This is a genomic window from Streptomyces sp. NPDC046881 (assembly GCF_040645015.1).
In the GTDB taxonomy this organism is placed as follows: domain Bacteria; phylum Actinomycetota; class Actinomycetes; order Streptomycetales; family Streptomycetaceae; genus Streptomyces.
This window is the reverse complement of the sequence record NZ_JBEYXJ010000044.1, coordinates 1-26,315: the sequence shown is the minus strand read 5'-3', so window position 1 is coordinate 26,315 and position 26,315 is coordinate 1. Positions and strand designations below refer to the sequence as shown.

Sequence of the window (26,315 nt, the reverse complement as noted above, 5' to 3'; positions counted from 1 at the left end):
CTCGTCCGTACCGCTACCGGAAGATCGTGGCACCCGCGGGCCTCAGACGGCGAACTCCCGTATCACCGTGTTCCGGAACACGGCCGGGCCGCCGACGGCGAACAGGGCCAGGCGGTTGTCGACGAGGTACGGGAACACCGCGGCGGAGTGCACGTACCGGCCGTCGTCCACGAACATCTCGACCGAGGTGCGGTCCACCAGGATGCGCAGCCGGACCCGGCCCGCCGACGGGTCGAACGGTGTACGGCTCTCCTGCCGGGCGCCGCCGGTGTCCGGGTTGACGGTGCCGCGCCGGTTGAGGAAGGCGTAGTCGGCGTAGACCCCGGCGTCGATGTGGCGTCCGCCGTCCGGGGAGCGGCGCACCTGGACGCCCGCGCCGGTGAGGTGGGACCAGGTGATCTCCGTGGTCAGCTCGTAGGAGATGCCGGTGTGGTCCAGCAGGCGGGTGCCGTCGACCGTCAGGTCGCCGAGCCGTACGGTGCGGGAGACGTACGCGTCGAGCGCGGCGACCGGGCGCGAGGCGAGGTAGTAGCCGCCGGCGGCGGACTTCTTCAGGGTGATCTCGCGGACGATCGAGTCGGTGCCGTTGAAGCCGTCGCAGTCGATGGTGGGTGTGGTGTGCGCGTAGGCCCAGTTGTTCAGCCAGCCCAGGGCGTGGCGCGCGGCGGGGTCCGGGGTGCCGGCCGCGTCCCGCTTCTCGAAGGTGACGGCCGCGTCCCCTCGTCAACAGGGCGGTTCGTCGCTGCCGTCATCGTCCGCGAAATGATCTTCGAGCTGCTCCAGAGCATCCTGTGCAGCTTCCGATGCGTCGTCGAGCAGATCGTCCAGCTCGGGGGCTCCTTCGTGAAACAGGAGGCCGATACCGACCTTGAAGAGGATGCGCTTCAGCAGCCTCTTCCGTGCGGTCCTTCGCGCCCCGGCGTTGCGGTTGGAACCTGACTCATTGGACGCGGCCGCCATGCCGAGCCCCCTCTTTGTAGGCAGTGTTGCCATAGGAGACGCGTGAGGCAGCGAAATATCACTGTGCAAAAAGGAGAACGACGGCCCCCACCCAAAGGGTTGGGGCCGTCGCCGTCGGTCACTCTATGAGAGAGTAGATCAGACTAGCTCCCATGCGAAGCGGCCGGATTGCCGCCCCTTTGCGAGTGCTGTAGTGCGTGCGTGACGGAGTCCCCCCGGACATCGTCACGAAGCACGTCCCGCAAGCGATCAGCAGGGCGAGCAGAAAGCACTTTTCCCCGTTCGTGCGCTCAGGGCGGTCATCGGTCATTGAAGTTCACCTCCTTTGTTTCAGCCCGCGATGAGCGGGTTTCGTCCAGGACGTCGAACAGGATTGCCTCGACATAGTCGAGTGCGTCCTCGTCACCGAGTCGAGCTGCGGTGCGCCACCAGCTCCGTGCCGACTCGTTGTCTCCGATCAGTTCCAGCAGTTCTGCCGCGCGACGTGCGCTCGTCGCGTGCCCTTGGCTCCCTTCTCGTAGGTAGCGGTCGAGGACCGTGTGGTCTCCCGCCGCCATTGCTTGCGCTTCTTGTGCTGCGCTCAGGCCCTGGTCGGGGGCGAAGCCGGCAGCCGCGAGGCTGCCGACCCGCCCTTCGGCCGTACTCTCCGGTGCTTGACCTGCGGACAAGAACTCATCCCGCAGTTGCTGCCGTTCGACAGGTGTCGCGCCCCGGGTGAGGGCCTGAGCATCTCGGCGGAGCATCGCCTCAATGCTCAAGTGCGCCCTCCAGATCAGTAACTCCACGCTTGGCCAGCTCGACTCTCAGTCGATTGACAGCCAGATGGTGGTAGTTATTCACGGTCACCTCGGCAATGCCGAGGACCTCCGCGACTTCCTTCGATCTCATACCCTCGTAGTAGCGAAGCCAAATGACTTGCTTCATGCGCATGGGCAGATTCTTGATCTCAGGGTGAAGCAGTGCCCGGAGTTCGTGAATATGCTCAGCAGGCTCTCGTCGGTCGGAGAACTCATCCCCGATCTCATCGAGAGGGATCTGCGCCTTGGCCCTGTAGTGGTCGACCAGGGTTGTGTGCGCAGCTCGCCAGGCGTAAGCACCGATGTTTTCGATCCTTATGCCACTTGCTTCGCTCTTTAATATTTTCTCAGCCAATTTCTGGCTGAGATCTTCAGCGGTGTGAGGATTGCTTTCCCTTCGCCGCATGAAGGTGTGGAGCGCTCCGATATTCTCAGTCAGCCACGTCGCGGCATCCTGAGGTTTCGGGCTATCCACTCGCGCCTTCTTCGGGAAAGCGCTTCGAACGCGTGCCGTCCATTCGAACGGCGTCCTTCGGCCTTCGGTAAGTGGCTTCACTCACTACCGGGTGCGGCTTCAGGTTGGATCGGGCCAAGGTGGCGTCCCTCTCCACGGACCAGCCGCCGGCGGCGGCAGGAGCGACGTGCGCATCGTCCATCTCCCGCAGACACAGACGCGGATGGCCGCGGATCATCACTGCTTCGCACCAAGATTTTTTCGGGGCCCCGTCGAGCATCGGTGGAGCCGAGGGGCAGTGCCCTGGCTTTGCCTGTTCAGCGACGGTGAGTCCGCTCCTGGGTCTCTCGCCGCGCTGGTGGTCGGGACTGGCTCGGCAGGACATGTGGATTGTCGGGCCGCTCGGCAGCCTGGAGGCGGAGCCGACGGCTTCCCATCAGGACCTGGTGGAGTGCGCCGACCAGTGCCTCCTTCGCCCGCGCCTGCGGAACCCGGATCAACTCGCCTGTGCGACCGATGAAGTCACGCATCAGCACCGGACTTCGTCCGATGTACTCACGTCGCTCGGCCCACTGGTAGAGACGGGTGAGCGCGGCAAGCCCCCGGTTCCACCGTGAACCGCCAACCTTTCCCGGGTTCGCGCCGGCCCGGGTCCTCCAGTACTCAAAGTCCGCGACGTCTTCGTCTGTGGCCTGGTTCCAGACCTTGCCCCGGTCCCACAGAAAGTCGAAGAACAAGCGGTAGTCGTCCGCGTAGTTGCGCCTGGTCCCCGGCTCCAGCCTCGCGAACCCCGATCGGCACAGGCACAGGCTCAACAGCTCGTCGATCCGGTAGTCCGGCGACAGCATGATCGGGTCTCCCGGATGGAGTCCGAGCCGATCCTCACGGTCGACCAGGTCCTCCATTCCCGTGAGTACGGGTACCCGTTCCGCGGGTACCGATCGCCGCTCGGGTACCCACTACACCCGCCAACCCACTTGCCACCGCTGCCTGTTGTGCCTCATCAACACGCTAATGCAACAGGGAATGGTCCTCGATCCAGACCGGCCGCTGCGGGTCGTTCTTCCACTGGTCCGGCACGGTGAAGTGGTAGTCGGCACGGTACCTCGCGCATCCGGCCGCCGGTCCGTGTCCCGGCTTCGCCCGGGCGGGCACCGCGGGCAGCAGCGCCGCGCCGGCACCGGCCGCCGAAGAGGCGAACAGGGCTCTTCTGCTCAGGCCACGCGTCATGGATGGTCCCCTTCCTGACGGGTCGTCGGCTTCCAGGACTGTAGACCTAACTCGTTAAAGGTCAAGCGGTCCCGCACCTTGACACGGCTCCGGCCCGCTTCTCATCATCTGGGGCATCACCCCTCGACTAACACGAGTTAGGCACGTTTGGATGACCGACTCGCTCCTCTCCCGCCGCGCCCTGCTGCGCTACGGCGCCTACGGCGCGGGGGCCGCCGCGCTCGCCGGCACCGCCGCGAGCTGGGACCGGCTCACCGGGGCCGACATACCCGGCCGCGACGACGGCTCGCTGGTCGTCGCGACCCTGGGTTCCGCGTTCGCTCCGGCCGGGGTCCGCGCCCTGGTCGACGGCTTCCGCGCGCTGCACCCCGACATCAAGGTCCGGATCAACGCGGTGCAGGCCGTGGACTGGTCGGACTTCTTCGCCAAGATCCTCACGCAGATCGCGGCGGGCACCGCGCCCGACCTGGTCTACGTGGCCACCGAGGGCGTGCAGTTGTTCGCCCGGCACCTGGGGGTCCCGCTGGACCGCTGGGTGCGGCGGGACGCGGCCGAACTGAAGGAGTACTTCGCCGACGTCCACCCCTCGCTGGTGGAGTCGATGATGTACGAGGGCAGCCTGTTCCAGCTGCCGATCGAGTTCAACGCCGCCGACATGTACCTCAACACCCGGGTGCTGCGGCGGGCCGGCGCGGAGTTCCCGGCCGCCGACTGGACACGGGACGACTTCACCGCGCTGCTGCGCCGGATGAAGAAGGCGAGCGACTCCCACTTCACGCCGTACTTCTGGACCAACCGGCTGTGGGGCGGAGTGGTCCCCTGGCTGTTCGCCAACGGCACCAACCTGCTCGCCGAGTCCAAGGCACCGGGCGGCTCCTGGCTGTGGGACGGCTTCTATCCGGCGGACCGGCGGCGGGGCCGCGGGGGCGGCTTCCGCTGGACGACCCCGCAGGCCACGGCCGACGGGGTGGCGGAGGCCTACGACTATCTCGCCTCCCTGGTCCACGACGGACTGTGCACCCGTCCCGAGGGAGGCAACGGCCAGAACCTCATCGGGGTGTTCTCCACCGGCCGGGTCGGGGTCACCCCGGCCGGCGGTTTCTGGGCGGGCGGCCTGCACCTGGCCGGGATGCGCGCCGACGGCTTCGACGTGCAGTACTTCCCGCGCCGGCACACCCAGCGGCACCAGTTCGGCGCGGCCGGCTACGCGTTGCTGCGCACCTCGAAGAAGCAGGACGCGGCCTGGGAGTTCATCAAGTACTCGGCCCGGCGGGACACCCTCGCCAAGCTGTTCACCACCAACCAGACGACCCCGGCCCGCCGTTCGATGCTGACCGCGGACCGCTACCGGGAGACCGGCCCGGCGCACTGGCGGGTCTTCTACGACACCCTCGACGAGTTCCCCGACACCGGGCCGATCCCGGCTCCTCCGCAGGTCGCGGAGGTGACCCAGGTGCTGCTGAAGCACACCGGGACGGCGCTGTCGAGCCCGGGCGCGGTCGGACCGGCGCTGCGCCGGATGCAGGGCGACCTGGAGAAGGCCATGGAGCGTGACGTATGACGGACACCCGGATTCCCGCCGTCCGGCCGCGGGCCGCGGGCCCGGCCGTGGCGGCCGTGCGGCCCGGTGCGCGCGAGCGGGGGACGCGGCTGCTGGCGGCGCTGTTCCTGGCGCCGACCGTGGCCGGGATCGTGGTCTTCACGGTCGTACCGATCATCGGTTCGGTCGTGCTGAGCCTCTTCCACTGGAACGTGATCGACCCGCCCGAGTTCGCCGGGACGGCCAACTACCGGGAGGTGTTCGGCGATTCGACCGTCCTGGTGTCCTTCCGCAACACGCTCGTCTTCATGGTCTTCGCGGTCGCCGCGCAGCTCCTGATCGCCCTCGCGCTCGCCCTGACGCTGAACGGCCGGCTGCCGGCGTGGCTGCGCCCGGTGTTCCGGTCGGCGTTCTTCTTCCCGCTGGTGCTCTCCGCCGCGTCCATCTCGGTCGTGATGAAGTACCTGTTCAACCAGGACTTCGGCGTGGTCAACTGGTTGATCGGCCAGTTCGGTCTGGCTCCCGTGCCCTGGCTGACCTCCGAGCACGGCGCGATGGCCACGGTGGTCATCGTGTACGTGTGGCAGCAGTTCGGGTTCTCGTTCCTGCTGTTCGTGGGCGGGCTGAACAACATCCCCAAGGAGATCCACGAGGCCGCCGCTCTCGACGGCGCGACCGGCCTGCGCAAGCACCTGGCCGTGACGCTGCCGCTGCTCTCCCCCACGCTGCTGGTGGCCTCGGTGGTCGGCATCATCAACGCACTCCAGGTATTCGAGCAGCCCTACGTCCTCACCGACGGCGGCCCGGGTGACTCCACCCGCACGGTGGTGATGGTCATCTACGAGCGGGCGTTCGAGCAGCTGCGGTTCGGCGAGGCGTCCGCGGTGGGCGTGCTGCTGTTCGTGCTGATCATGGCGATCACCGCCGTCCAGTTCCGGCTCAGCCGGCGTTTCGTCCACTACCAGTGAGCCGGGGGAGTCCCATGAGCCAACCGACCCTGACCCTCAGCCGTGCCCGGTACACGCTCGGACCGTGGGCGCGGATCGCCGGGCTGACCGTGTGCGCGCTGCTCACGCTCGGGCCGGTCGTCTGGACCGTGTCCACCTCGTTGCGCACGCCGGCGGACTCGTTCGACCTGCCGCCGCAGATCATCCCGGCGCACCCCAGTACCGCCGCCTACCACGGTGTCTTCGGGCAGATCGACGTGTGGCTGCTGGCCCTCAACTCGACCCTGGTGACCGCGTTGATCGCGATCGGCCAGATGATCACCGCGGGGCTCGCCGGCTACGCGTTCGCCCGGCTCGACTTCCGTTTCAAGAAGCCGCTGTTCGGTCTGGTGCTGGCGACCATGATGGTCCCCTTGCAGGTCACGATCGTCCCGGTGTTCCTGGTGCTCAAGACGACGGGCCTGACCGACACCCTGCTCGGTCTGATCGTCCCGGCGTTCCCGACCGCGTTCGGCACCTTCCTGATGCGCCAGTACTTCCTCGGCATGCCGAAGGACCTGGGCGAGGCGGCGATGCTGGACGGCGCCGGGCCCTGGCGGATCTTCCGGTCCGTGTACGCGCCGCTGGCCCGGCCGGGCCTGGCGATCGTCGGCGTACTCGCCTTCAACTACCACTGGAACGAGTTCTTCCGCCCGCTGATCCTGGAGACCTCCGGCCAGAACTACACCCTGCCGCTGGGTCTGGTCTCCCTGCAGGGCAATCTCGGCACCGGGTCCATCTCGGTCGTCCTCGCCGGTGTCGTCCTCTCCATGATCCCCGCCGTCGTCGTGTTCGTCGTCGGCCAGCGCCCTCTCCGCGAGGGCATCACCTCCGCAGGAGTCAACCGTTGAGCCTCGCCGCTCCCGCCCCGGACCCGGCCGCCCCCCGCTTCCGGGTCCGCCCGCCCGCCCAGTGGATCAACGACCCGAACGGCCCCTTCCGCTGGCGTGGCCGCCACCACCTCTTCTACCAGCACAACCCGGACGCGCCGGTGCACGCCAACGTCCACTGGGGCCACGCCTCCAGCCCCGACCTGGTGCACTGGGAGCACCACCCGGTCGCCCTGGCGCCGACGCCCGGCGGACCCGACGAGGCGGGCTGCTGGTCGGGCTGTGTGGTGGACGACGACGGGGTGCCGACGGCGGTGTACACCGGTGTCGACCACGCCCACACCGGGCTCGGCACCGTCTGCCTGGCCCGGGCGGCCGACCCGGCCGACGACAGGCTCCTCGACTGGCGGCCCCTGCCCGCCCCGGTGGTCCCGGGGCCGCCCCCGGGGCTCGGCGTGGTGATGTTCCGCGACCCCTTCGTCTTCCGGCACGCCGGCCGGCGCTGGGCCCTCGTGGGAGCCGGCCACGCCGACGGAACCCCGTCCGTGCTGCTGTACGACTGCGAGGAGCTGACCGACTGGCGGTTCGCGGGCGTCCTGCTGGACGGCCACGACCCGGTCGCCGCCGACGCGTTCGGCGACAAGGCGGCCGGCTGGGAGTGCCCGCAGCTGTTCGAGACCTCCACCGGCGACCACGTGCTGGTGGTGTCCCTGTGGGACGGCACGCCCCTCACCACCGGCTACGTCACGGGTCGGCTGGCCGCCGACGCGGGCACGCTCAGCCTGCTTCCCCGCGCCGGTGGCCGGCTCGACCACGGCCGGGACTTCTACGCTCCCGCCGTCCGCCAGGACTCCGGCCGGGCGCTGCTGTGGGGCTGGTCGTGGGAGGCGAGGGAGGAGACGGCGGTGCTGGCGGCGGGCTGGGCGGGCACGCTGACCGCGCCCCGGGTCGTCGACGCCCGTCCCGACGGCGCGCTGCGGGTCGTACCGGCCCCGGAGCTGGAACTCCTGCGCGCCGCCGAGCCGTTCGCCACCGGACCGGGCCGGGCGGTGCCGCTGCCGCCGGCGTACGACCTGGCCGTGACGGCACGCGGGGCCACCACGGTCACCCTGCTGCGGTCGGCGGGCCGGGCGCTGGCGGTCCGGCTGGACCCGGACACGGGCACCGTCGTTCTGGACCGCTCGGGCTGGCCCCGCGCGGGCGCCGGGGGTTCGGGCCCGGTGACGGTGCGGGTGCCGCCGGGCCCGCTCGCCGTCCGGGTGCTCGGGGACGGCTCGCTGCTCGAACTGTTCGTGGCGGACCGGGCGACGGTGACCGAGCGGGTCTACCACCGGCCGGACGACGTGCCCGAGCTGCTGGTCGAGGGCGATGCCGAGGTCAGCGGGTGGGAGCAGGTCCCACCGAGGCGCGGCTGACCACGGGACAGGCCAGCCGCCGTACGGTGGCGGGCGGGGTGCGGCCGGTGCCGATGGCGTCGAGCAGCAGCCGGGCCGCGGCCTCGCCCATCGCCCGGTGCGGCAGCGCGACGGTGGTGAGGGCGGGGGTGAGGTAGGCGGCCATGTGTTCCTGGTCGTCGTAGCCGACCACCGACAGCTCGCCGGGTACGGCGATCCCGAGCCGGGTCGCGGCGTGCAGCACGCCTGCCGCGACCCGGTCGTTGTAGCAGAAGATCCCGGTGGGCCGCTGGTGCGGGGCGGTGCCGTCGAGCAGCCGGACCGCCCCCTCGTGGCCGCCGGTGATCTCGCCGCCGGTGCGCACGACCCACTCCTTGGGCACGGTGATGCCCTCGGCGCGCAGCGCGTCCCGGAAGCCGCGCAGCCGCTCCACCGAGGCGATGTCGTCCTGCCCGCCGACCAGGGCCACCCTGCGGTGCCCGGCCTCCAGCAGCAGGCGGGCGGCGGTGCGGCCGCCGGCCCGCTCGGCGGGGATGACGGCGGGCAGCGAGTCGTCCGCGGGCAGGCAGTTGGCGAGCACGGAGTGGGTGCGGTGCAGGCCCTCGGGGACCCGGACCCGGCGCAGGGACATGGCGGCGTAGATGATGCCGTCGACGCGCCGGTCGAGGAGTTCGGCGACGGCCGCGTCCTCCTTGGCGGGGTCGCCGCCGGAGTCCACGGTGAGCACCAGATGGTCGCTGTCCCAGGCGGTCTCCATGGCCCCGCGCAGCAGCCGCCCGGCGAACGGGGAGGACGCGATCTCGTCGGTGACCAGGCCGATCACGGCCGTACGGCGGCTGCGCAGGCCGCGGGCGACGGGGTCGGGCCGGTAGCCGAGCCGGGCGGCGGCCTGCCGGATGCGTTCCTGGGTGGCGGGTGACAGGTTGCCCTCGGCGCGGCCGTTGAAGACGAAGGAGACGGCGGTGTGCGAGACACCGGCGAGCCGGGCGACGTCCCGCGAGGTGGGCCGCCCACCGCCCACGCCGTTGCTGTCCACGCCGCCACCCATGCCGTCCGTTGCTCTCTTCCCCGCCCGCCACGTTGATCGCTGTTCACCCTATCCGGGACACCGGGAGGACGACATGGGCGTTCGGAAGGTGCCGGTGGGGCCGGTCGGGTCAGCACCGGATGCGGGCGGCGGCGGGCGGCCGCAGGATGAAGTCGGCTCGCGCGCCGGTGCGACGGCCCGCTCCGGGCGCCGGCCGGTTCCTTGCCGAGCGGCCGATCGGTGGACGGTGTGAACAGTGAACCGACGCCCAAGCAGGGCCGGATCGCCGTCGTGCTGTTCGCGCTGACCGTGACCGCCGGCTCGATCGACGCCATCACCTTTCTCGGGCTGGGGCATGCGTTCGCCGCGCTGACGACCGGCAATGTGCTGTTCCTCGGGTTCGGGACGGTGCGGGCGGGGACACCGGTCGCCCGCCCCGCCGAGGCCCTGGCCGCCTTCGCCGTCGGGGCCGCGGCCGCCCACCTGGTCGTCACGGGGCTCGTCCGCCGCGGACGCCGGTGGTTCGTGCGGGCCGTCACCGCGGAGAGCGTGACGGTGCTGCTCGCCGGGCTGCTGGTGGCCGGCGCGAGCGGGCGGCACACCCCCTCGGAGCCGGTCACGGCCGTGGCCGTCGCCCTGCTCGCGGCCGCCATGGGGTGGCGCAGTCGCGTCATGGTGCAGGCACGCATCCCGGACATGCCGACCACGGTGCTGCAGATGACCCTGGTCAAACTGCTCGCGGACCTCCTGCCGGGGCGCTCCGCGGTGCCCCGGGAGCCGCTGCCGGCTCAGGTGCGACGTGCCGGAACCGTGTTCGGCGTGTTCGTCGGCGGGATCGTGGGCGCCCTGCTGTTGCGTCTGGGTCCCGGGCCGGCCCTGGTGTGCGTGGCGGGACTGTCGGGCTGCGTCACCGCCCTCTACGTCCGGGCCCGGCGACGGCGGCCGCCGCCGGAGTCGGCCCGTGTCCGGTGAGCCACCGCTCCGGGACGCGCTGGACGAGGCCCGGGCGATCACCCCGGTGCTGACGGCCGCACCGCGGCGCACCGTCGGACGAATCCGGATCACTGTGCCTCCAGGTGCGCGGCGGTATCCGCTCGCGTCCCTGGAGGGCGCCGCGTGTGCAGCGCGGGGCGGGCCGGTTCAGCCCTGGTGGGCGCGCAGGGCGGCGAGGGCCCGGTCGGCGTGGGTGTTCATGCGCAGTTCGCTGCGGACGATGTCCAGCACCGTGCGGTCCTGGGCGATCACGAAGGTCACGCGCCTGGTCGGGGCGAGGGAGAAGCCGCGTCTGACGCCGAACCGCTCGCGGACCGCGCCGTCGGCGTCGGAGAGCAGCGGCATGCCGAGGCCGTGCCGGCCGGCGAACTCCTGCTGCTTGTCGACGGTGTCCCCGCTGATCCCGACCGGCCGGGCGCCCACGGCGGCGAACTCGGCGGCGAGGTCGCGGAAGTGGCAGGCCTCGGCCGTGCAGCCGGGGGTGAGGGCGGCGGGGTAGAAGAAGAGGACGACCGGGCCGTCGGCGAGCAGGTCGGTGAGCCGACGGGTGGTGCCGGTCTCGTCGGGCAGGGCGAAGTCCTCGGCCTTGTCGCCGATCGCGAGGCGCTCGGTCACGACCGTCCCTCCCCGCCGCGGGCCACCCCGCGCGCCCACAGCACCAGGGGCAGCTGGAGGGGCAGCCGGGCCAGGGCCGCGGCCTTCAGCGGCGCCGGCCGGTCGCGCCAGTCCACCGCCATCTTGACGTTCGCCGGGAACACGCCGACGAAGAACGCGGCGGCCGCCCTCGCGGTCACCGCGCGCGTCCGCGGCGCCGCGATCCCGGCCGCCAGGGCCAGCTCGACGGCCCCGCTGCCGTACGTCCAGGCCCTGGGCGAGCCCGGCAGTGCACGGGGGACGGTCGCGTCGAACCGGCGCGGGGCGGCGAAATGGGCGACTCCGGCGGCTGCCAGCAGACCGGCGAGCAGCAGGGGTGAGCGTTCGGACCGGGACACGGTTCCTCCTCAGGTGGCCTGCCGCCGGATATTACTGGACGGTAGGCCGGGTGATCGTCGGGCGCCCCGGATCTCCGCACCCGACCCTGCGGCACCTTCGGCATCCCCGGCACGGGAAGCGGCCCGGCGCCGCGCCCTGGAGCTGGGCCGGCGCCGGGCGCGAGGCGCGGGCGTCAGCCGGCGGTGACCAGCCGCTGTCCGGGCTCGCTGGGCTCGGCACGCCGGGACGTGCGCAGGGCCGCGGACGCCGATGGCGGACCGGGGCGCACCCGTGCGCGGACCGGAGCGGACCCATGCGTGGGACCAGAGGGACCCGTGCGCCGGACCGAGGCGGACCCGTGCGCGGGACCGGGGCGGCCGTGGGGTGATCCCACTCTTGCCGACGCCGGGTAGCGCGGGGCAGCCTGGTGCTATGGGTGGTCAGGACGGGCCCACCCTCATCGGCTCCGTGCAGCGGGCGTTCCGGCTGCTGGAGGCGATGAGCGAGCACGAGAACGGCGCGCCCGCGAAACAGCTGGCACGCGAGACGGGGCTGCCCCTGGCCACCGCCTACCACCTGCTGCGCACCCTGGTGCACGACGGGTACGTGCGGAAGCTGGACGACGGCGGCTTCGTCCTCGGCGACCGGCTGAACTCGCTGCACGCGGCGGGCCGCACCCAGACGCTGCTCAGCCGCGTGCGCCCGACGCTGGCCGCCCTGCGGGACGAGCTGTCCACCGCCGCCTACCTCACCTTCTACGAGGACGGCGAGATCAGGGTCGCCGAGATCGTCGACGGGCCCCGCACTCCCCGGGTGGACCTCTGGGTCGGGTTCGAGGACGCCGGACACGCCACCGCGCTGGGCAAGTCCGTGCTGCGCGAGATGGACGAGGAAGCCCGCCGGGACTACCTCGCCCGGCACCACATGGCCGACCTCACGCCCCGGACGGTCACCAGCGTCCCGGAGCTGCTGCGCAGGATCCAGTCGCCCCCGCTGGCACCGGCCGTCACGGACCTGGAGGAGTACACGCTGGGCACCGTGTGCGTCGCCGTCCCCGTCTACCGCGGCGGCGTCCTCGGCTCGCTCGGCGTCTCCCTGCCGGTGGAGCGGCGGGACCGCCTGCCGGAGATCCGGGCCCGGCTGCTGCCGATCGCGAGCCGGGTGACCAGGGGGCTCTCGCTCACTATCTGAAAATCTCCTCCTTGCCGCCGCCTCACCCACCCCGTTTGCTGGATGAAACGGACATTCCGGGTGTGCACCCCCTACCGGCGAGGACTGCGGACAAGACATGAGCCAGCCCCGACACCATGGTGATGACCACGCACCGACGCGGCTTTCCAGGAGGGCGTCCGAGGTCTGGGAATCCGTCCGCCGGCGCGCCTCCGGGCAGCTGGCCGCGGGCATGCCCGCACTCCCGGTCCTGGTCGTCTCCGTCGTCGTGCTCGTCGACGTCGCCGGCGGGGCCGGGATGGTCTGGCTGCCGCTGCTGGCCGCCGGACCCGCGCTGGCGGCCAGCACCAACGGGCCGCGCGGTGTGCTGGGCGCCGGTCTCCTCGCCGCGGCGACGGGCACGGCGCTGGGCACGATGCACGGCACCCCCGCGCGGGACCTGGTGGCCGTGTTGTGCGCCCTGCTGGCCGTCACCGCGGCGAGCGGCCTGGCCAGCGTGCTGCGGGGCCGCCGGGAGCGGGTCCTCGCGGCCGTCCGCTCGGTCGCCGAGGCCGCCCAGCAGGCCCTGCTCCAGCCCGTCCCGGAGACGGTCGGCCCGTTCCGGGTGGCCGTGCGCTACAGCGCCGCGGCGGCCGAGGCCCGGATCGGCGGGGACCTGTACGCCCTGGTACCCACCCCGCACGGCATCCGGCTGATCGTCGGCGACGTGCGCGGCAAGGGGCTGCCCGCCGTCGGGACCGCCGCGCTCGTGCTCGGGGTGTTCCGCGAGGCCGCGCATGACGAGCCCGACCTGCTCGCCGTCGTCGGCAGGATCGAGCGGAGCCTGGCGCGCAACCTCGGCCCGGACGACTTCGTCACCGCCGTGGTCGCCGGCTGCCCCGGGTCGGGACACCTGGAGGTGGTCAACTGCGGGCACGCGCCCCCGCTGCTCATATCGGCGTCCGGAGAGGTCGAGGCGCTGGAGGCCGACCTTGCCGCGCCGCCCCTCGGCCTGCGCGCCCTGTCGGGCCAGGCCCCCCGCCTGCAGCGGCTGCCCTTCGCGGTGGGCGAGCAGCTGCTGCTCTACACCGACGGGGTCACCGAGGCGCGCGATCACGCGCGCGAGTTCTATCCGCTGGCCGACGGCGTGGCCCGCCACGCCGGCGACGAGCCGGCCCGCACGCTCACCGCGCTCCATGACGAGCTGCTGGCGCACGTCGGCGGCCGGCTGCACGACGACGCCGCGCTGCTCCTGCTCCGCAAGGAGAGCGCGCAGGAGCCGGTCTCCGGGCCCCCGGGGCCCTCCGTGCCGGAAGCCGCTCTCCACACCGTCACGGGTTCGCCTCAGCCGGCGACCAGCTCGGCCCAGCGGGTGACCCCGCCCGGGTGGATCCGTATGCCGTAGTGCGTCGCCAGCGCGCGCACGATCGCCTCGCCCCGGCCGTGCTCGTCCGGGTCGAATTCGCCGAGCGGTGGGACCGCCGGACGCGCGGGTCCCGCGTCCGTGACCTCGACGCGCAGGGTGCGGTCGCCGTCGCCGCCGCCCCATGAGAGCCGCAGCTCGGCCGGGGGACGGGCGTGGATGACCGCGTTGGTGGTCAGCTCGGACACGACGAGCAGGGCGTCCTCGACGATCTCGGAAGACACGCTCCAGTCCGCGAGGACCGCCGCCGCGCGCCGGCGTACGGCCGAGACCGCGCCGGCGACGGGCGGCACCGGACACACGTGTTCGCATGCCGCCCGGAGCAGCGTGTTGAGCTGTGCCGCCATTTTCTCTCCCGATGGTGTGTGCCGCCCGGTCGGGCGCCGTGCTCGGCGTCTTCCGGGCTCTCATGCACGCTATGGAGACAAATCGGTCTGGTCAATGAACAGCGGTCGGCATTACCGAACGCACCGCCCCGCCCGCCGCATCCCGCCCGCACGGCGAAGCGTCCGCGGCGGTAATAGGCTCGGCTCATGGCCGGCCCAGTCCAGTCGATCGAACGGGCGGCGGCGATTCTGCGCCTGCTCGCCGGTGGCCCCCGCCGACTCGGTCTCGGCGAGGTGGCGGCGTCGCTCGGCCTGGCGAAGGGCACCGCCCACGGCATCCTGCGCACGCTGCAGCACGTGGACTTCGTGGAGCAGGACGCGGCCACCGGGAAGTACCAGCTCGGCGCCGCGCTGCTGCACCTGGGCACCAGCTACCTGGACGTCAACGAGCTACGCTCGCGCTCCCTGAACTGGGCGGACGCGCTGGCCGCCCGCAGCGGGGAATCCGTGCGCCTGGGCACCCCGCTGGAGGGCCAGGTGCTCATCGTCCACCACGTCTTCCGGCCGGACGACACCTTCCAGACGCTGGACGTGGGCGCGCTGCTCCCCCTGCACGCCTCCTCGCTCGGCAAGGTCCTGCTGGCTTTCGGGACCGCGGTCGCCGAGCCGGGCCGGGAGCCGGTTCTGGAGGCCTACACCCGGCACACCCTGGTCGACCCCGAGCGGCTCGCCCGGGCGCTCGCCGAGGTCAGGGAGGTCGGCTGGGCCGCCGAGATCCAGGAGATGAGCATGGGCGAGGCCGGGCTCGCCGCGCCGATCCGGGGGCACGGCGGCCTGGTCGTCGGCGCCATCGGGCTGTCCGGGCCGGTCGAGCGGATCTGCGACAGCCAGGGCCACCCCCGCCCCCCTCTGATCAGCCTGATCCGCGAGGCCGCGCGGGCGATCTCCAGAGACCTGGGAGCCGCCCGCTGGTAGCCCAGGACAGCCGCCCTCGATCCGTCGGAAGGCAGACCCGATCATGGCCGAACGGTACGTGATGTCCATCGACCAGGGCACCAACTCGACCCGCTGCATCCTCTTCGACCACCGTGGGCGGCTGGTCTCGGTCGCGCAGAAGGAACACCAGCAGCACTTCCCCCGGCCGGGATGGGTCGAGCACGACGCCGTCGAGATCTGGCAGAACCTGCGGCGCGTCGTACCCGAGGCGCTGTCCGAGGCCGGTGTCGGGGAGGACCAGATCGCCGCCGTCGGTCTGGCCAACCAGCGCGAGACGACGGTGCTGTGGGACCGGCGCACCGGCGCCCCGCTGAGCCGGGCGATCGTCTGGCAGGACACCCGTACGGCGCCGCTCGTGGACGAACTGAGACAGCACCCCGGCGAGGAGTTCTTCCTCGACCGGTGCGCGCTGCCGCCCTCGACGTACTTCTCGGCGCTGCGGATCCGGTGGCTGTTCGACCACGTCAAGGGGATCGAGGAGCGCGCCCGGGACGGCGAGGTGCTGTTCGGGACGATGGAGAGCTGGCTGATCTGGAATCTCACCGGGGGCACCGACGGGGGCCTGCACATCACCGACGCCACCAACGCCAGCCGCACGATGCTGATGAACATCCGCACGCTCACCTGGGACGACGAGCTGCTGGACTTCTTCGGCGTGCCCCGCTCGATGCTGCCGGAGATCAGGTCGTCCGCCGAGCCGTACGGCGAGGCCCGCTCGCTGCTGCCGGGCGTCTCCATCACGGCCGCCCTCGGCGACCAGCAGGCCGCCCTCTTCGGCCAGACCTGCTTCTCCCCGGGCGAGGCCAAGTGCACCTACGGCACGGGCAGCTTCCTGCTGCTCAACACCGGCACCGACCTCGTGCGCTCCCGGCACGGCCTGCTCACGACCGTCGCGTACCAGATCGGGGACCAGCCGCCGGTGTACGCCCTGGAAGGGTCGATCGCCATCACCGGCGCCCTCGTCCAGTGGTTCCGCGACCGCCTGGGCCTGATCAGCAGCGCCCCGGAGATCGAGACCCTCGCGCGGACGGTGGAGGACAACGGGGGCTGCTACATCGTCCCCGCCTTCTCGGGACTGTTCGCGCCGCGCTGGCGCAGCGACGCGCGCGGGGTGATCGTCGGCCTCACCTCGTACATCACCAAGGGGCACCTGGCACGCGCCGTCCTGGAGGCCACCGGCTGGCAGACCAGGGAGGTCGTCGACGCCATGAACGCCGACTCCGCCGTCTCCCTCCAGCAGCTCAAGGTGGACGGGGGCATGACCGCGGACAACCTGCTCATGCAGTTCGTGGCCGACGTGCTCGACGTGCCGGTGGTACGGCCGATGGTCGCCGAGACCGTCTCCCTCGGCGCGGCCTACGCGGCCGGGCTGGCCGCAGGCTACTGGCCCGGCCTCGAGGTGCTGCACCGCAACTGGCACCGGGCCGGGCAGTGGCTGCCCGCCATGGACCCCGAGCGGCGGGAGGCGGAGTACGAGAACTGGCAGCGGGCCGTGGAACGGTCGCTGGGCTGGGTCAGAACACCCCGCACGCCCTGACCCGAGGGGAGTCCTCGCCGGGCGGCGCCGCCCGGGCTCAGCCGCTCCCAGGCCGGCGGGGGTGCCGACGGGGGCCGGCCACCGGCCCACGATCGCGTCCGCGAGGCCGGTCGCCGCCTCGTCCCAGGTGGCCCGCGGCGTCGGGGTGCCCTGGGCCAGAGCGCGCTCCCGCTCGGCGCAGGTGTGCAGGATCAACAGCCTGACATCCGGCGATCAGCCTCGGCGGGTACGCACTGCCGGCCGCGAAGGGCTTCAAGGCGGTCATGGCCCTCGGTGCGGGCGCCACGGCCCTCGCCTTCGTCCTCGCCTCCTTCCTGCCCCGCCACCGCCCCGACGGCCCGGCCGCCACACCGTCGGCCACCGAGCCGTCGGCCGAACGGGTGGGCTGAGCGGGTGGGCTGAGCGGGTCGGCCGAACGGATCGGCCGAGCGGGTCCGGTGCCCGCGCGGGCGTGCCGTACCCGACCCCGCCGCGCGGGCGGTGCGCTACGGCGCCGCGCGGCGGGCCCGTTCAGGGGAACCCGCGCGGAAAGGAGCGTGAGCGTGCCGGGCCCGGTCGAGACCTTCTGCCGTGACCGCCGTGACCCTGCCGCTCATCCCGCCGATGCTCGCCACCCCCGGGACGCTGCCGCCGGCCGCCCAGGACGCGCGGTGGGCGTACGAGACCAAGCAGGACGGGCAGCGGGTGATGGTCTACCTGCCCGGCGACGGCGGTGTGCTGCTGCGCGCCCGCTCGGGCGACGACATCACCGCGGCCTACCCCGAACTCCGGCCGCTCGGCGGTGCGCTGGGCACCGCACCCGCCGTGCTGGACGGCGAGGTGCTGGCCCTGGACGAGCGGGGGCGGGCCGACTTCCAGCTGCTGCAGAGCCGGATGGGCCTGGCGCACGCTCCCGCACGGGCCGCGCGCCGGGCCGCCCAGGTGCCGGTGCACCTGGTGCTGTTCGACGTGCCGTACCTGGGAGAACCGCTGGTACGGCTGCCGTACGCGCGACGGCGGGCGCGGCTGGAGGAGCTGGGGCTGGCCGGGCCGTACTGGTCGACGCCGGCCGCCGTGACCGGGCACGGCGCCGAGGCGCTGCGCGCCACCCGGGAGCACGGCCTGGAGGGCCTGGTGTGCAAGCGGCTGGACTCGGTCTACGAGCCCGGGGTGCGCTCCCGCGCCTGGATCAAGATCCGGAACATGCGGGCCGAGGACGTGATCGTCGGCGGCTGGCTGCCCGGCAAGGGGCGGCTGACCGGGCTGCCCGGCGCGGTGCTGGCCGGCCAGCGCGACGCCGGCGGCCGGCTGCGGTACGTCGGCGGGGTGGGCACCGGCTGGAGCGAGGCCGAGCGCGTCCGGCTGGCGGAACTGCTGCGGGACGCGGCGAGCGACCGGTGCCCCTTCGACCCGGTGCCACGCGTGCCGGGCGCCCGCTGGGTGCTGCCCCGGCTGGTGGGCGAGGTCGGCTACAGCACCCGGACCCGGCACGGGATGCTGCGCCAGCCGTCCTGGCTGCGCCTGCGCCCCGACCTCTCCCCGGAGGAGTCGGCGGCCGACCTGCCCGAGGACGTGGGATGAGGCGCGGGGGTCTATCGTGTGCGCATGCCGGTTCCCGAACTGATCCGAATCGTCTCCCGTGACTCACCCATGGCCCTGGCCCAAGTGGAGCGGGTCCGCGCCGAGTTGGCGGTCCTGCATCCGGGCGTACGCACCGAGGTCGTCCCGGTGAAGACCACCGGCGACAAGTGGCTCGGCGATCTGTCCCAGGTCGAGGGCAAGGGGGCGTTCACCAAGGAGGTCGACGCCGCCCTGCTGGCCGGCGAGGCGGACCTCGCGGTGCACTGCGTCAAGGACGTGCCCGCCGACCGGCCGCTGCCGGCCGGGACGGTGTTCGCCGCGTTCCTGAAGCGGGACGACATCCGGGACGCGCTGGTGCACCCGGGCGGCCTCACCCTGGACGAGCTGCCGGCCGGCACCCGGATCGGCACCTCCGCGGTGCGCCGGATCGCCCAACTGGCCGCCACCCACCCGCACCTGGAGTGCGTGCCGTTCCGCGGCAACGCCAACCGGCGGCTGGAGAAGCTGGCCGCCGGCGAGGCGGACGCGCTGCTGCTGGCGGTGTCCGGCCTGGAGCGCATCGGCCGGACGGACGTGGTCAGCGAGGTGCTGTCCCCGGAGACGATGATGCCGCCGATCGGCGCGGGCATCCTCGCCCTGCAGTGCCGGGAGGACGACACCGAACTGATCGACGCGGTCAGCGGACTCGGCGACCCGGCCACCCACCGGGAGGCGACGGCCGAGCGGATGTTCCTGCATGTGCTGCAGGGCCACTGCAACAGCCCCATCGCCGGGTACGCGCGTGTGGACCGCAGCGGTGAACTGTCCCTGCGGGCCTGTGTCTTCACCCCGGACGGCAAGACCCGGCTGAACGCCCACGAGTGGGCGGGCCGGCTGGATCCGGCCACGCTCGGCACGTCGGTCGCGGTGGCGCTGCTCCGGCAGGGCGCGCGCGAGATCATCGACGGCATCCCGCACTGAGACGCCGTACGGCGGGTGCCGCCCGCCCGGATCAGGCGGAGCCCGGCTCCGCCTGGTCCCTCAGGAAGGCGCTGACCTGGTGGGCCAGGCTGCTCTGGCCGGTGCCCGAGGGCGCGGCCGGCGCGGTGGACTCCAGGGTGCCGATGCCGCCCGCCCACAGCCGGCGGTCGGTCCACTCGTCGTCCACCCGCAGCTGCACCTGTACGTCCACGTGGGTGAGGGCGGCCTCGGGCGCGGCGGCGTAGAGGACCGCGGTGGCCCGGCGCAGCGGATAGACGTCGAAGCCCTCGATGAACTGGGAGTTGCGCCAGTCGATGAAGGCGCCTTCGCCGTCCGGGCCGACCCGGACGTCGATCTGACCGTCCTCCAGGTGGATGCCGTAGTGGCGCGCACCGCGGTTCTCGACGGTCACGCGGACACTGAAGTACGTCAGGCCGGCCGCGGCGTCGTCGCGTCCACGCGGCGGCTCGGCCGCCTCCAGGCGGTGGACGCGGACCCGCAGACCGGCATGCTCCTCGTACTCCTGCCAGTCCCCGACCACGTTCGGCTCGTACACAGTGCCCCTCTCGACCTTCGAGAGCTGCTGTCTATCTGTGCGCTGAGCGCACTGTCAAATGAGCAGAATGCGCTGTGGCCAGGGAATTCACCCGCTTTGATCAGTGATCAAGCGCTGCGCAGGAAGAACTCGTTCGCGGCGCCTTCCGGCCGGCCGCGGGCGCGTGTGGCACATCACGTCCGCGACAAGATCAGCCGGCCGGCCGAGCAGCGCGGCGATGCGGATCAAGACGACCGCCCGGGCCGGTGACTTGATGATCTGGACGCCGTGGAAGATCGCGTTGAAATCGCCGACTGAGGGTGTTCGGGGTGTCGGTCGTGGCGCAGGGCCGGCAGGGCCGCGCGCAGGGTCCAGAGCACCCCGGACCGAAATTCCTGTTTGCCCGTATTTGTTTTGAGATGTCCATCAGCGGGAAAGGGCACAACAGTGCTTCGGACAGGAGGCACGTCCGTGGGAGGCGGCACCTGCCGGCGCCCCGGTGTCATCCAAGGTCCGAGCGCACCTCCCACGGTGTCTGTCCATCCGGCACCTGCTGAGAGAGGTGCGCCCGATGCGTGTCACTGGCAGTACGAAGCCCCACCCCCACGACGACGCCCCGGACACGGGAGGCGCCTTCGAGCGCCTCGCCGGACTGCCCGACGGACCCGAGCGCCAGGCGCTCCGGGACGAGCTGGTCCGGCTCTGGCTGCCGATGGCCGAGCGGATCGCCGTACGGTTCCGTGGCCGCGGCGAGGCCCTGGAGGACCTCTACCAGGTGGCCGCCCTGGGCCTGGTCAAGGCCGTCGACCACTACGACCCCGCCCGCGGCCGTGCCTTCGAGGCGTACGCCGTCCCCACCATCACCGGCGAGATCAAGCGCCACTTCCGGGACCACATGTGGACCCTGCACGTGCCCCGCCGGGTGCAGGACCTGCGCAACCGGGTCCGCACCGCCACGAAGGAGCTGGCGCAGACGACGCCGGGCCGGGCCCCCACCGTCGCCGAGATCGCCGCGTACACCGGGCTGAGCGAGGACGAGGTGCGCACCGGGATGGAGGCGCTGGAGTGCTTCTCCGCGCTGTCCCTGGACGCCGAGGTGGCCGGCACGGACGGGTACGCCCTGGGTGACTCGCTGGGCGGACCGGATCCGGGGTACGACCTCGTCGTGGACCGGGCTGCGGTCAAGCCGTGCCTGGCGGCCCTGCCGGAACGCGAGCGCACCATCCTCTACCTGCGGTTCTTCGGCGGGATGACCCAGAGCCGGATCGCCCAGCAGCTCGGTATCTCGCAGATGCACGTCTCCCGGCTGCTCAGCGGCTGCTTCGACCGGCTGCGCGAGGAACTGCTCGCGGAGGTCCGCGCCCGCTGAGGGCTACTTCTCCTCGGAGCCCGGCACCTGGGTGGGACCGTACCGGTCCAGGGCGTCCTCCAGCGCGGCGCGGATGTCGGGGGGGATGTCGCCGCGCCGCCCCCAGATCAGGATCAGCTCCGCGATGTTGCGCAGCTTGATGTTGGTGTGCTGGGAGACGTCCTTCAGCACCTGCCACCCCTGGTCGGGGGTGACCCGGCCGAGGGCCACGATCATGCCGATCGCCTGGTCCACGACCGCGTGCGAGACCATGGCCTCCTTCAGCTGGTGGACCTCCGCCTGCAGCGCGGCCACCCGGTCCGGCTCGCTCTCTCCCATCCCTCCATCCTGCGCAGGGGGCTGGACACCCGCCACCCGGGGTACTCGGGAGGCACCCCACCCCGTTCCGGTTGGACACTGGTGTCAGACCGGTGGCCGCCCGGCCCCGAGAGCAGGACGCGACTGCCATGAACCACGACACCCCCGCCGGCTCCGGACCGCGCAGAAAAGAAGTCATCTCCACCGACTCCGTCTTCGGTGCGCCCTGCTGGGTGAGTCTGACCAGCCGCGATCTCCAGGCCACCCAGGACTTCTACGCGGCCGTCCTGGGCTGGCGCTGGCGCGGCGCCAAGCTCGGCGAGCACTTCCGCATCGCCCTGGCCAACGGGGTCCCGGTGGCGGGGATCGCCGCCGTCGCCTCCATGTGGCAGATGGCGGTGGCCTGGACGCCGTACTTCGCCGTGCCCGACGCGGACGTGGCCGTGGCCCGGGTCCGGGAGCGGGGCGGCACGTCGGCGGTCGGGCCGCTGTCCTTCCCGCCGGGCCGGGCGGCTCTGCTCGCCGACCGGGACGGGGCCACCTTCGGGATCTGGCAGGGCGAGCTGGTCACCAACTGGGAGGTCTGGCGGCAGGCGGCGCCGACCTTCGTCCGGCTGCACACCCGGGACGCCTTCGACGCCGCGATCTTCTACGGCGAGGTGCTGGACTGGGCGAGCGGGCTGCCGGGCTGCTGCGAGGTGCAGTACGAGGGTGGCGAGGTGGTGCTGCGCAGCCGCGGTGACATCGTGGCGCGGATCGACTCGGGCGCGGTGGAGGCGGCTCCGGACCCCTCGGTACGGCCGCACTGGCAGATCCACTTCTCGGTGGCCGACGTGGCCGGCTGCGCCCGCGCGGCGGAGAAGCACGGCGGGAGCGTCCTGCGCGAGGGCGAGACCGAGGCGATCCTGCGGGACGCCGACGGGGCCCAGTTCACGGTGACGTCGCGGGGCGCCCGCTGAGCCGGCGGAGCGGCCGTCCGCGGCCCCGCCGGGCGAGCGGGTCAGGTACCGGCACGCGACGGACGTGACAACAGGACCAGGCTGCGCGCCTCCACGCGGAGCCTGGTCCCCGCCTTGTGCTCGCGTTCGTCGGGGATGCCGTCGGGGTCGGCGGTGTCGATCAGGGTGGTCCAGCGTTCGCCGAAGGAGCCGTCGGGCAGGCGGAAGACGACCGGTTCCCAGTAGCCGTTGACGAGCAGCAGGAACGAGTCGTCGATCATGCGGCGGCCGTAGGGGTCGCGTTCGGCGATGGCGTCGCCGTTGAGGAACACGCCGACCGAGTGCGCGTCGCCGCGCTGCCAGTCCCGGTCGGTCATCTCGCGGGCGTCGGGCCTGAGCCACATCAGGTCGGGCAGCGGCTGTTCGGCGTTGGTCACGGTCTCACCGCGGAAGAAGCGCCGCCGGCGCAGCACCGGGTGCGCGGCGCGGAGCGCGATCAGGTGCCGGGTGAACTCGGCGAGGCCGCGCTGGCCGTCGGTGAGGTTCCAGTCCACCCAGGAGATCTCGTTGTCCTGGCAGTAGGCGTTGTTGTTGCCGCGCTGGGTGCGGCCGAGTTCGTCGCCGTGGCACAGCATCGGGATGCCCTGCGAGAGCAGCAGCGTGGCCAGCAGGTTGCGCTGCTGGCGGGCGCGGAGTTCGAGGACGGCCGGGTCGTCGGTCTCGCCCTCGGCCCCGCAGTTCCAGGACCGGTTGTGGCTCTCGCCGTCCCGGTTCTCCTCGCCGTTGGCCTCGTTGTGCTTGTCGTTGTACGACACGAGGTCGCGCAGGGTGAACCCGTCGTGCGCGGTGACGAAGTTGACGCTCGCGCGCGGCCGGCGCCGGCTGCGCTGGTAGATGTCGGAGGAGCCGGTGAGCCGGGAGGCGAACTCGCCGAGCGAACCGGGCTCGGCCCGCCAGAAGTCCCGTACGGCGTCCCGGTACTTGCCGTTCCACTCCGACCACAGCGGCGGGAAGTTGCCGACCTGGTAGCCGCCCTCCCCCACGTCCCAGGGCTCGGCGATCAGTTTGACCCGGCTGATCACCGGGTCCTGCTGGATCAGGTCGAAGAAGGCCGAGAGCCGGTCCACCTCGTGGAACTGCCGGGCCAGGGTGGCCGCGAGGTCGAAGCGGAAGCCGTCGACGTGCATCTCGGTCACCCAGTACCGCAGCGAGTCCATGATCAGCTGCAGCACGTAGGGGTGCCGCATCAGCAGGCTGTTGCCGGTGCCGGTGGTGTCGTAGTAGTGCGCCCAGTCGCCGTCGACCAGGCGGTAGTAGGAGGCGTTGTCGATGCCCCGGAAGGACAGGGTGGGGCCCAGCTCGTTGCCCTCGGCGGTGTGGTTGTAGACGACGTCGAGGATGACTTCGAGGCCGGCCGCGTGCAGCGCCTTCACCATGGCCTTGAACTCGTTGACCTGCTGGCCGCGGGTGCCGAAGGCAGAGTAGGCGTTGTGCGGGGCGAAGAAGCCGATGGTGTTGTATCCCCAGTAGTTGGACAGGCCGCGGTCCTGCAGCACGCCGTCCTGGACGAACTGGTGCACCGGCATCAGCTCGACGGCGGTCACGCCGAGCGAGGTGAGGTGCTCGGTCACGGCGGGGTGCGCGAGGCCCGCGTAGGTGCCGCGCAGCCGCTCCGGGACGTCCGGGTGGGTCATGGTGAGGCCGCGGACGTGGGCCTCGTAGATCACCGAGTCCGCGTACGGCGTCCGGGGCGGGCGGTCGTCGCCCCAGTCGAAGAACGGGTCGGTGACCACGCCGAGCATGGAGTGCCCGGCGCTGTCGGCCGGGGCCGGCCCGTCCGGGGCGCGTTCGTACAGCGAGGCGTGGTTGTCGATCTGGCCGTCCACCGCGCGGGCGTAGGGGTCGAGCAGCAGCTTGGCCGGGTTGCAGCGGTGGCCGAGCGCCGGCTGCCAGGGGCCGTGCACCCGGTAGCCGTAGCGCTGGCCGGGGCCGACGCCGGGCAGGTAGGCGTGCCACACGAAGCCGTCGACCTCGTGCAGGCGGACGGGGGTCAGGGTGCCGGCGTCGTCGGCCAGGATCAGCTCGACGCGCTCGGCGACCTCGCTGAACAGGGCGAAGTTGGTGCCCTGTCCGTCGAACGCGGCACCCAACGGGTAGGGGTGCCCGCTCCACACGGGCACCCCTTTGCGGGACTTGCGGGCGGTCACCGGCGGCCCTCCAGGGCGTCGTCGGCGGCGGGCGCCGGCGCGGCCAGTACGGCCACGGCCTCCTCGCGCGGCACCCGGAGCCCTTCCCGCAGCGCGGGGTCGGGGGCGATGGGCACCAGCGGGACGCGCTGGCCGGCCCGGGCGCGCCGGGAGAACCAGATGATCTTGCTGCCGGTCTCGGAGGCGCAGCAGCCCCAGCCGTCGCTCATGGCGGCGATGTCCGCCAGGCAGGACCGCAGGTCGGTGTCCGGGCGCAGGTCCGGGTCGTCGTCGCCGAAGGCGGTGATGAGGTGCTGGCCGTTCCACCACATCTCGATGGAGGTGTGCTTGTCGTTGGCGTGCGCGTCGATCGCCCGCAGCAGCAGTTCGGTGCCGCGGCAGACGGGGTCCACGAGGTTGTCGAGGTCCCAGTAGCGGAGATGGGCGGCCAGGATGCGGCTGACCTGTCCCACCCGTTCCGGGCTGACTTCCACGTCGAGGTGGTAGTAGCAGGGCACTGCGGTCTTCATCGTCGCTTGCTCCTCACCGGCGAAGCTCATCGCTCCCCTCGCCCCTCCGGGAGGGATCCCGGACACCCAGCGTGAGCGTTGATCGCTTCTGAGTCACCTCCACGGTGAGGGCACTACGCCATTCGTGCAACAGGAGCCACCGACACCCCGTTAATTGAAGCTCCAACAAGACGCTGCGTCGTCACCCGTGCACCATAAGTGAAAGCCTCGATCGCCGTAACGGTGCCGTGCCCTCCCCTGCGCGGACACCACCCGACCGTCGGGAACGCGCCCAGTCGAGAGCGTGGAAGGTGAATGAGGGCCATGCTGCTACCCGCCAAGGCCGAAGTGGCCCGGCAGTTGCGGCGTTACCGGGCGTGGGAGCGCGTCATGCTCGCCTCGCCCTACGACCGCACGGTCCGGGCCACCTTCGAGGACTCGGGTTACACCCTGTGCGTGCTGATGGGCAAACGCTGCGCCCGCGAGGCCGCGGACGCCGCCGAGCGCTATCTCCGCACGAACCTGGTCACCTACCTGCGCGAGCAGGACGGACGGCCGCAGCCGCGTCGGGCGGCCAGAAGAGCGCCGCCACCGGAGCGGCGTTCCACGGCGTCAAGCCCCTGACCTGGCACCGTACAAGGCGTTCCTCTCGGGACCGGCACACGCCGGCCCGATCCCTGGATCGCGGAGCCGGGCCGGGTGCCCGGCTCCGCGCACGGCGGAGGTGAGATACATGCGCAGGACCCCGGCCATCGGCCGTGTACCGGTACGCGACGTCCGGCCGGCCGTGGAGTGCGGCAGGCGCCCGGCGAAAGCGGTGGCCGGGGAGACTTTCGAGGTCACGGCCACCGTGTTCCGAGAAGGGCACGACGCCGTCGGCGCGAACGTGGTCCTGCGCGATCCCAAGGGCCGCCGCGGCCCCTGGACACCGATGCGGGAGCTGTCCCCGGGCAGCGACCGCTGGGGTGCCGAGGTCACCCCCGACTCGACCGGCCGCTGGACCTTCCGGGTGGAGGCGTGGAGCCATCCGCTGGCGACGTGGCGGCACACCGCCTCCGTGAAGGTGCCGGCCGGGATCGACACCGGTCTGGTGCTGGAGGAGGGCGCCGAGTTGTACGAGCGGGCCGCCGCCGGCGTGCCCAAGGGCCCGGAGCGCCAGCTGGTCCTGGCCGCCGCGCACGCCCTCGGCGACGACTCCCTGTCGGTGCACGACCGGTTGAAGGCCGCCCTGTCACCGGAGGTGGAGGCGCTGCTGGCCCGTCATCCGCTGCGGGAGCTGGTGACCGCCTCGGATCCGATGCCGCTGCTGGTGGAGCGGGAACGGGCCCTGTACGGCTCGTGGTACGA

At 72.2% G+C, this 26,315-nt stretch carries 28 protein-coding genes and 3 pseudogenes; 16 read left to right on the top strand and 15 right to left on the bottom strand.

Going from position 1 to position 26,315, the window contains the following annotated elements:
• Positions 1 to 42 precede the first annotated feature (42 nt).
• The 6 genes and pseudogenes from ABZ923_RS21570 to ABZ923_RS21545 all read right to left on the bottom strand — a co-directional run.
• Positions 43 to 711: pseudogene (locus ABZ923_RS21570) on the bottom strand (GH32 C-terminal domain-containing protein); the annotation flags it as partial.
• Between the two features lie 12 nt (positions 712 to 723).
• Complete coding sequence (locus ABZ923_RS21565) at positions 724 to 960, bottom strand: hypothetical protein (RefSeq protein ID WP_361474148.1); 237 nt, start codon at positions 958 to 960, stop codon at positions 724 to 726.
• Between the two features lie 299 nt (positions 961 to 1,259).
• Positions 1,260 to 1,718 carry a hypothetical protein gene (locus ABZ923_RS21560; protein ID WP_361474145.1) on the bottom strand — a complete coding sequence of 153 codons (459 nt, stop codon included), beginning with the start codon at positions 1,716 to 1,718 and terminating at the stop codon, positions 1,260 to 1,262.
• The gene (locus ABZ923_RS21555) at positions 1,708 to 2,232 is read right to left on the bottom strand and encodes a sigma-70 family RNA polymerase sigma factor (RefSeq protein ID WP_361474142.1); all 525 of its coding nucleotides are present in this window, start codon (positions 2,230 to 2,232) and stop codon (positions 1,708 to 1,710) included. Before ABZ923_RS21555 ends, ABZ923_RS21560 begins: the two co-directional genes overlap by 11 nt.
• Positions 2,233 to 2,528: 296 nt before the next feature.
• Entirely contained in the window at positions 2,529 to 3,116 is a 588-nt protein-coding gene (locus ABZ923_RS21550; RefSeq protein WP_361474140.1) for a site-specific integrase, read from the bottom strand.
• A 127-nt stretch (positions 3,117 to 3,243) separates the two neighbouring features.
• A pseudogene (locus ABZ923_RS21545) lies at positions 3,244 to 3,441 on the bottom strand (glycoside hydrolase family 32 protein); the annotation flags it as partial.
• 151 nt (positions 3,442 to 3,592) lie between these two features.
• Between ABZ923_RS21545 and ABZ923_RS21540 the strand changes: the two are divergent.
• Genes ABZ923_RS21540 through ABZ923_RS21525 form a run of 4 tightly spaced genes read left to right on the top strand, consistent with a single transcriptional unit; the run spans position 3,593 to position 8,212 of the window.
• Positions 3,593 to 5,002, top strand: a complete 1,410-nt coding sequence (locus ABZ923_RS21540) for an extracellular solute-binding protein (protein WP_361474137.1) — start codon at positions 3,593 to 3,595, stop codon at positions 5,000 to 5,002.
• On the top strand, positions 4,999 to 5,949 hold the full coding sequence (locus ABZ923_RS21535; protein WP_361474134.1) for a sugar ABC transporter permease: 951 nt from the start codon (positions 4,999 to 5,001) through the stop codon (positions 5,947 to 5,949). Before ABZ923_RS21540 ends, ABZ923_RS21535 begins: the two co-directional genes overlap by 4 nt.
• 14 nt (positions 5,950 to 5,963) lie before the next feature.
• Positions 5,964 to 6,818: a carbohydrate ABC transporter permease gene (locus ABZ923_RS21530; RefSeq protein WP_361474131.1), complete on the top strand. Its 855-nt coding sequence runs from the start codon at positions 5,964 to 5,966 to the stop codon at positions 6,816 to 6,818.
• The gene (locus tag ABZ923_RS21525) at positions 6,815 to 8,212 is read left to right on the top strand and encodes a glycoside hydrolase family 32 protein (protein ID WP_361474129.1); all 1,398 of its coding nucleotides are present in this window, start codon (positions 6,815 to 6,817) and stop codon (positions 8,210 to 8,212) included. Before ABZ923_RS21530 ends, ABZ923_RS21525 begins: the two co-directional genes overlap by 4 nt.
• Here the strand turns inward: ABZ923_RS21525 and ABZ923_RS21520 are convergent.
• A complete protein-coding gene (locus ABZ923_RS21520; RefSeq protein WP_361474126.1) occupies positions 8,175 to 9,239 on the bottom strand; it encodes a LacI family DNA-binding transcriptional regulator in 1,065 nt (354 codons plus the stop codon). The two genes, ABZ923_RS21525 and ABZ923_RS21520, sit on opposite strands and share 38 nt — an antisense overlap.
• Positions 9,240 to 9,467: 228 nt before the next feature.
• On the opposite strand from ABZ923_RS21520, the gene ABZ923_RS21515 reads away from it, so the two are divergent.
• Positions 9,468 to 10,190: a YoaK family protein gene (locus ABZ923_RS21515; protein ID WP_361474123.1), complete on the top strand. Its 723-nt coding sequence runs from the start codon at positions 9,468 to 9,470 to the stop codon at positions 10,188 to 10,190.
• A gap of 168 nt (positions 10,191 to 10,358) precedes the next feature.
• On the opposite strand, the gene ABZ923_RS21510 is transcribed toward ABZ923_RS21515, so the two are convergent.
• Complete coding sequence (locus tag ABZ923_RS21510; RefSeq protein WP_361474120.1) at positions 10,359 to 10,826, bottom strand: peroxiredoxin; 468 nt, start codon at positions 10,824 to 10,826, stop codon at positions 10,359 to 10,361.
• Positions 10,823 to 11,203, bottom strand: a complete 381-nt coding sequence (locus ABZ923_RS21505) for a hypothetical protein (RefSeq protein WP_361474117.1) — start codon at positions 11,201 to 11,203, stop codon at positions 10,823 to 10,825. The genes ABZ923_RS21510 and ABZ923_RS21505 overlap by 4 nt, the downstream gene beginning before the upstream one ends.
• A 412-nt stretch (positions 11,204 to 11,615) precedes the next feature.
• Between ABZ923_RS21505 and ABZ923_RS21500 the strand changes: the two genes are divergently transcribed.
• Both ABZ923_RS21500 and ABZ923_RS21495 read left to right on the top strand, forming a co-directional pair.
• Complete coding sequence (locus tag ABZ923_RS21500) at positions 11,616 to 12,374, top strand: IclR family transcriptional regulator (protein ID WP_361474114.1); 759 nt, start codon at positions 11,616 to 11,618, stop codon at positions 12,372 to 12,374.
• Between the two features lie 211 nt (positions 12,375 to 12,585).
• Positions 12,586 to 13,737, top strand: coding sequence for a PP2C family protein-serine/threonine phosphatase (locus ABZ923_RS21495; RefSeq protein ID WP_361474111.1), 1,152 nt, complete (start codon positions 12,586 to 12,588; stop codon positions 13,735 to 13,737).
• On the opposite strand, the gene ABZ923_RS21490 is transcribed toward ABZ923_RS21495, so the two are convergent.
• Positions 13,677 to 14,102, bottom strand: a complete 426-nt coding sequence (locus ABZ923_RS21490) for an ATP-binding protein (RefSeq protein ID WP_361474108.1) — start codon at positions 14,100 to 14,102, stop codon at positions 13,677 to 13,679. The two genes, ABZ923_RS21495 and ABZ923_RS21490, sit on opposite strands and share 61 nt — an antisense overlap.
• 186 nt (positions 14,103 to 14,288) lie before the next feature.
• Between ABZ923_RS21490 and ABZ923_RS21485 the strand changes: the two genes are divergently transcribed.
• The gene (locus ABZ923_RS21485; RefSeq protein WP_361474105.1) at positions 14,289 to 15,056 is read left to right on the top strand and encodes an IclR family transcriptional regulator; all 768 of its coding nucleotides are present in this window, start codon (positions 14,289 to 14,291) and stop codon (positions 15,054 to 15,056) included.
• 43 nt (positions 15,057 to 15,099) lie between these two features.
• A complete protein-coding gene (gene glpK, locus ABZ923_RS21480) occupies positions 15,100 to 16,614 on the top strand; it encodes a glycerol kinase GlpK (RefSeq protein ID WP_361474102.1) in 1,515 nt (504 codons plus the stop codon).
• Positions 16,615 to 16,674: 60 nt separating this feature from the next.
• Here glpK and ABZ923_RS21475 read toward each other — a convergent pair.
• Positions 16,675 to 16,815: pseudogene (locus tag ABZ923_RS21475) on the bottom strand (TetR/AcrR family transcriptional regulator); the annotation flags it as partial.
• 62 nt (positions 16,816 to 16,877) lie between these two features.
• Between ABZ923_RS21475 and ABZ923_RS21470 the strand changes: the two are divergent.
• The 3 genes from ABZ923_RS21470 to hemC all read left to right on the top strand — a co-directional run bounded on the left by ABZ923_RS21470 (position 16,878) and on the right by hemC (position 19,134).
• Positions 16,878 to 17,003 carry a hypothetical protein gene (locus tag ABZ923_RS21470; protein WP_361474099.1) on the top strand — a complete coding sequence of 42 codons (126 nt, stop codon included), beginning with the start codon at positions 16,878 to 16,880 and terminating at the stop codon, positions 17,001 to 17,003.
• Between the two features lie 190 nt (positions 17,004 to 17,193).
• Positions 17,194 to 18,174, top strand: a complete 981-nt coding sequence (locus ABZ923_RS21465; RefSeq protein ID WP_361474229.1) for an ATP-dependent DNA ligase — start codon at positions 17,194 to 17,196, stop codon at positions 18,172 to 18,174.
• Positions 18,175 to 18,192: 18 nt separating this feature from the next.
• Positions 18,193 to 19,134 carry a hydroxymethylbilane synthase gene (gene hemC, locus ABZ923_RS21460; RefSeq protein WP_361474096.1) on the top strand — a complete coding sequence of 314 codons (942 nt, stop codon included), beginning with the start codon at positions 18,193 to 18,195 and terminating at the stop codon, positions 19,132 to 19,134.
• A 31-nt stretch (positions 19,135 to 19,165) separates the two neighbouring features.
• Here hemC and ABZ923_RS21455 read toward each other — a convergent pair whose 3' ends face one another.
• Entirely contained in the window at positions 19,166 to 19,690 is a 525-nt protein-coding gene (locus tag ABZ923_RS21455) for a hypothetical protein (RefSeq protein WP_361474093.1), read from the bottom strand.
• 550 nt (positions 19,691 to 20,240) lie between these two features.
• Here ABZ923_RS21455 and ABZ923_RS21450 point away from each other — a divergent pair.
• Positions 20,241 to 21,038 carry an RNA polymerase sigma factor SigF gene (locus ABZ923_RS21450; RefSeq protein ID WP_361474090.1) on the top strand — a complete coding sequence of 266 codons (798 nt, stop codon included), beginning with the start codon at positions 20,241 to 20,243 and terminating at the stop codon, positions 21,036 to 21,038.
• Positions 21,039 to 21,041: 3 nt separating this feature from the next.
• On the opposite strand, the gene ABZ923_RS21445 is transcribed toward ABZ923_RS21450, so the two are convergent.
• Complete coding sequence (locus ABZ923_RS21445) at positions 21,042 to 21,356, bottom strand: ANTAR domain-containing protein (RefSeq protein WP_361474087.1); 315 nt, start codon at positions 21,354 to 21,356, stop codon at positions 21,042 to 21,044.
• A 128-nt stretch (positions 21,357 to 21,484) separates the two neighbouring features.
• On the opposite strand from ABZ923_RS21445, the gene ABZ923_RS21440 reads away from it, so the two are divergent.
• Complete coding sequence (locus ABZ923_RS21440) at positions 21,485 to 22,294, top strand: VOC family protein (RefSeq protein WP_361474084.1); 810 nt, start codon at positions 21,485 to 21,487, stop codon at positions 22,292 to 22,294.
• A gap of 41 nt (positions 22,295 to 22,335) precedes the next feature.
• Here ABZ923_RS21440 and glgX read toward each other — a convergent pair whose 3' ends face one another.
• A complete protein-coding gene (glgX, locus tag ABZ923_RS21435) occupies positions 22,336 to 24,480 on the bottom strand; it encodes a glycogen debranching protein GlgX (protein ID WP_361474081.1) in 2,145 nt (714 codons plus the stop codon).
• On the bottom strand, positions 24,477 to 24,989 hold the full coding sequence (locus tag ABZ923_RS21430; RefSeq protein ID WP_361474078.1) for a pep a2: 513 nt from the start codon (positions 24,987 to 24,989) through the stop codon (positions 24,477 to 24,479). The genes glgX and ABZ923_RS21430 overlap by 4 nt, the downstream gene beginning before the upstream one ends.
• Positions 24,990 to 25,292: 303 nt before the next feature.
• On the opposite strand from ABZ923_RS21430, the gene ABZ923_RS21425 reads away from it, so the two are divergent.
• Both ABZ923_RS21425 and ABZ923_RS21420 read left to right on the top strand, forming a co-directional pair.
• A complete protein-coding gene (locus ABZ923_RS21425; protein WP_361474075.1) occupies positions 25,293 to 25,592 on the top strand; it encodes a DUF5133 domain-containing protein in 300 nt (99 codons plus the stop codon).
• A gap of 109 nt (positions 25,593 to 25,701) precedes the next feature.
• Positions 25,702 to 26,315 (top strand): maltotransferase domain-containing protein (locus tag ABZ923_RS21420; protein WP_361474072.1); only part of this gene is annotated, 614 nt, incomplete at its 3' end.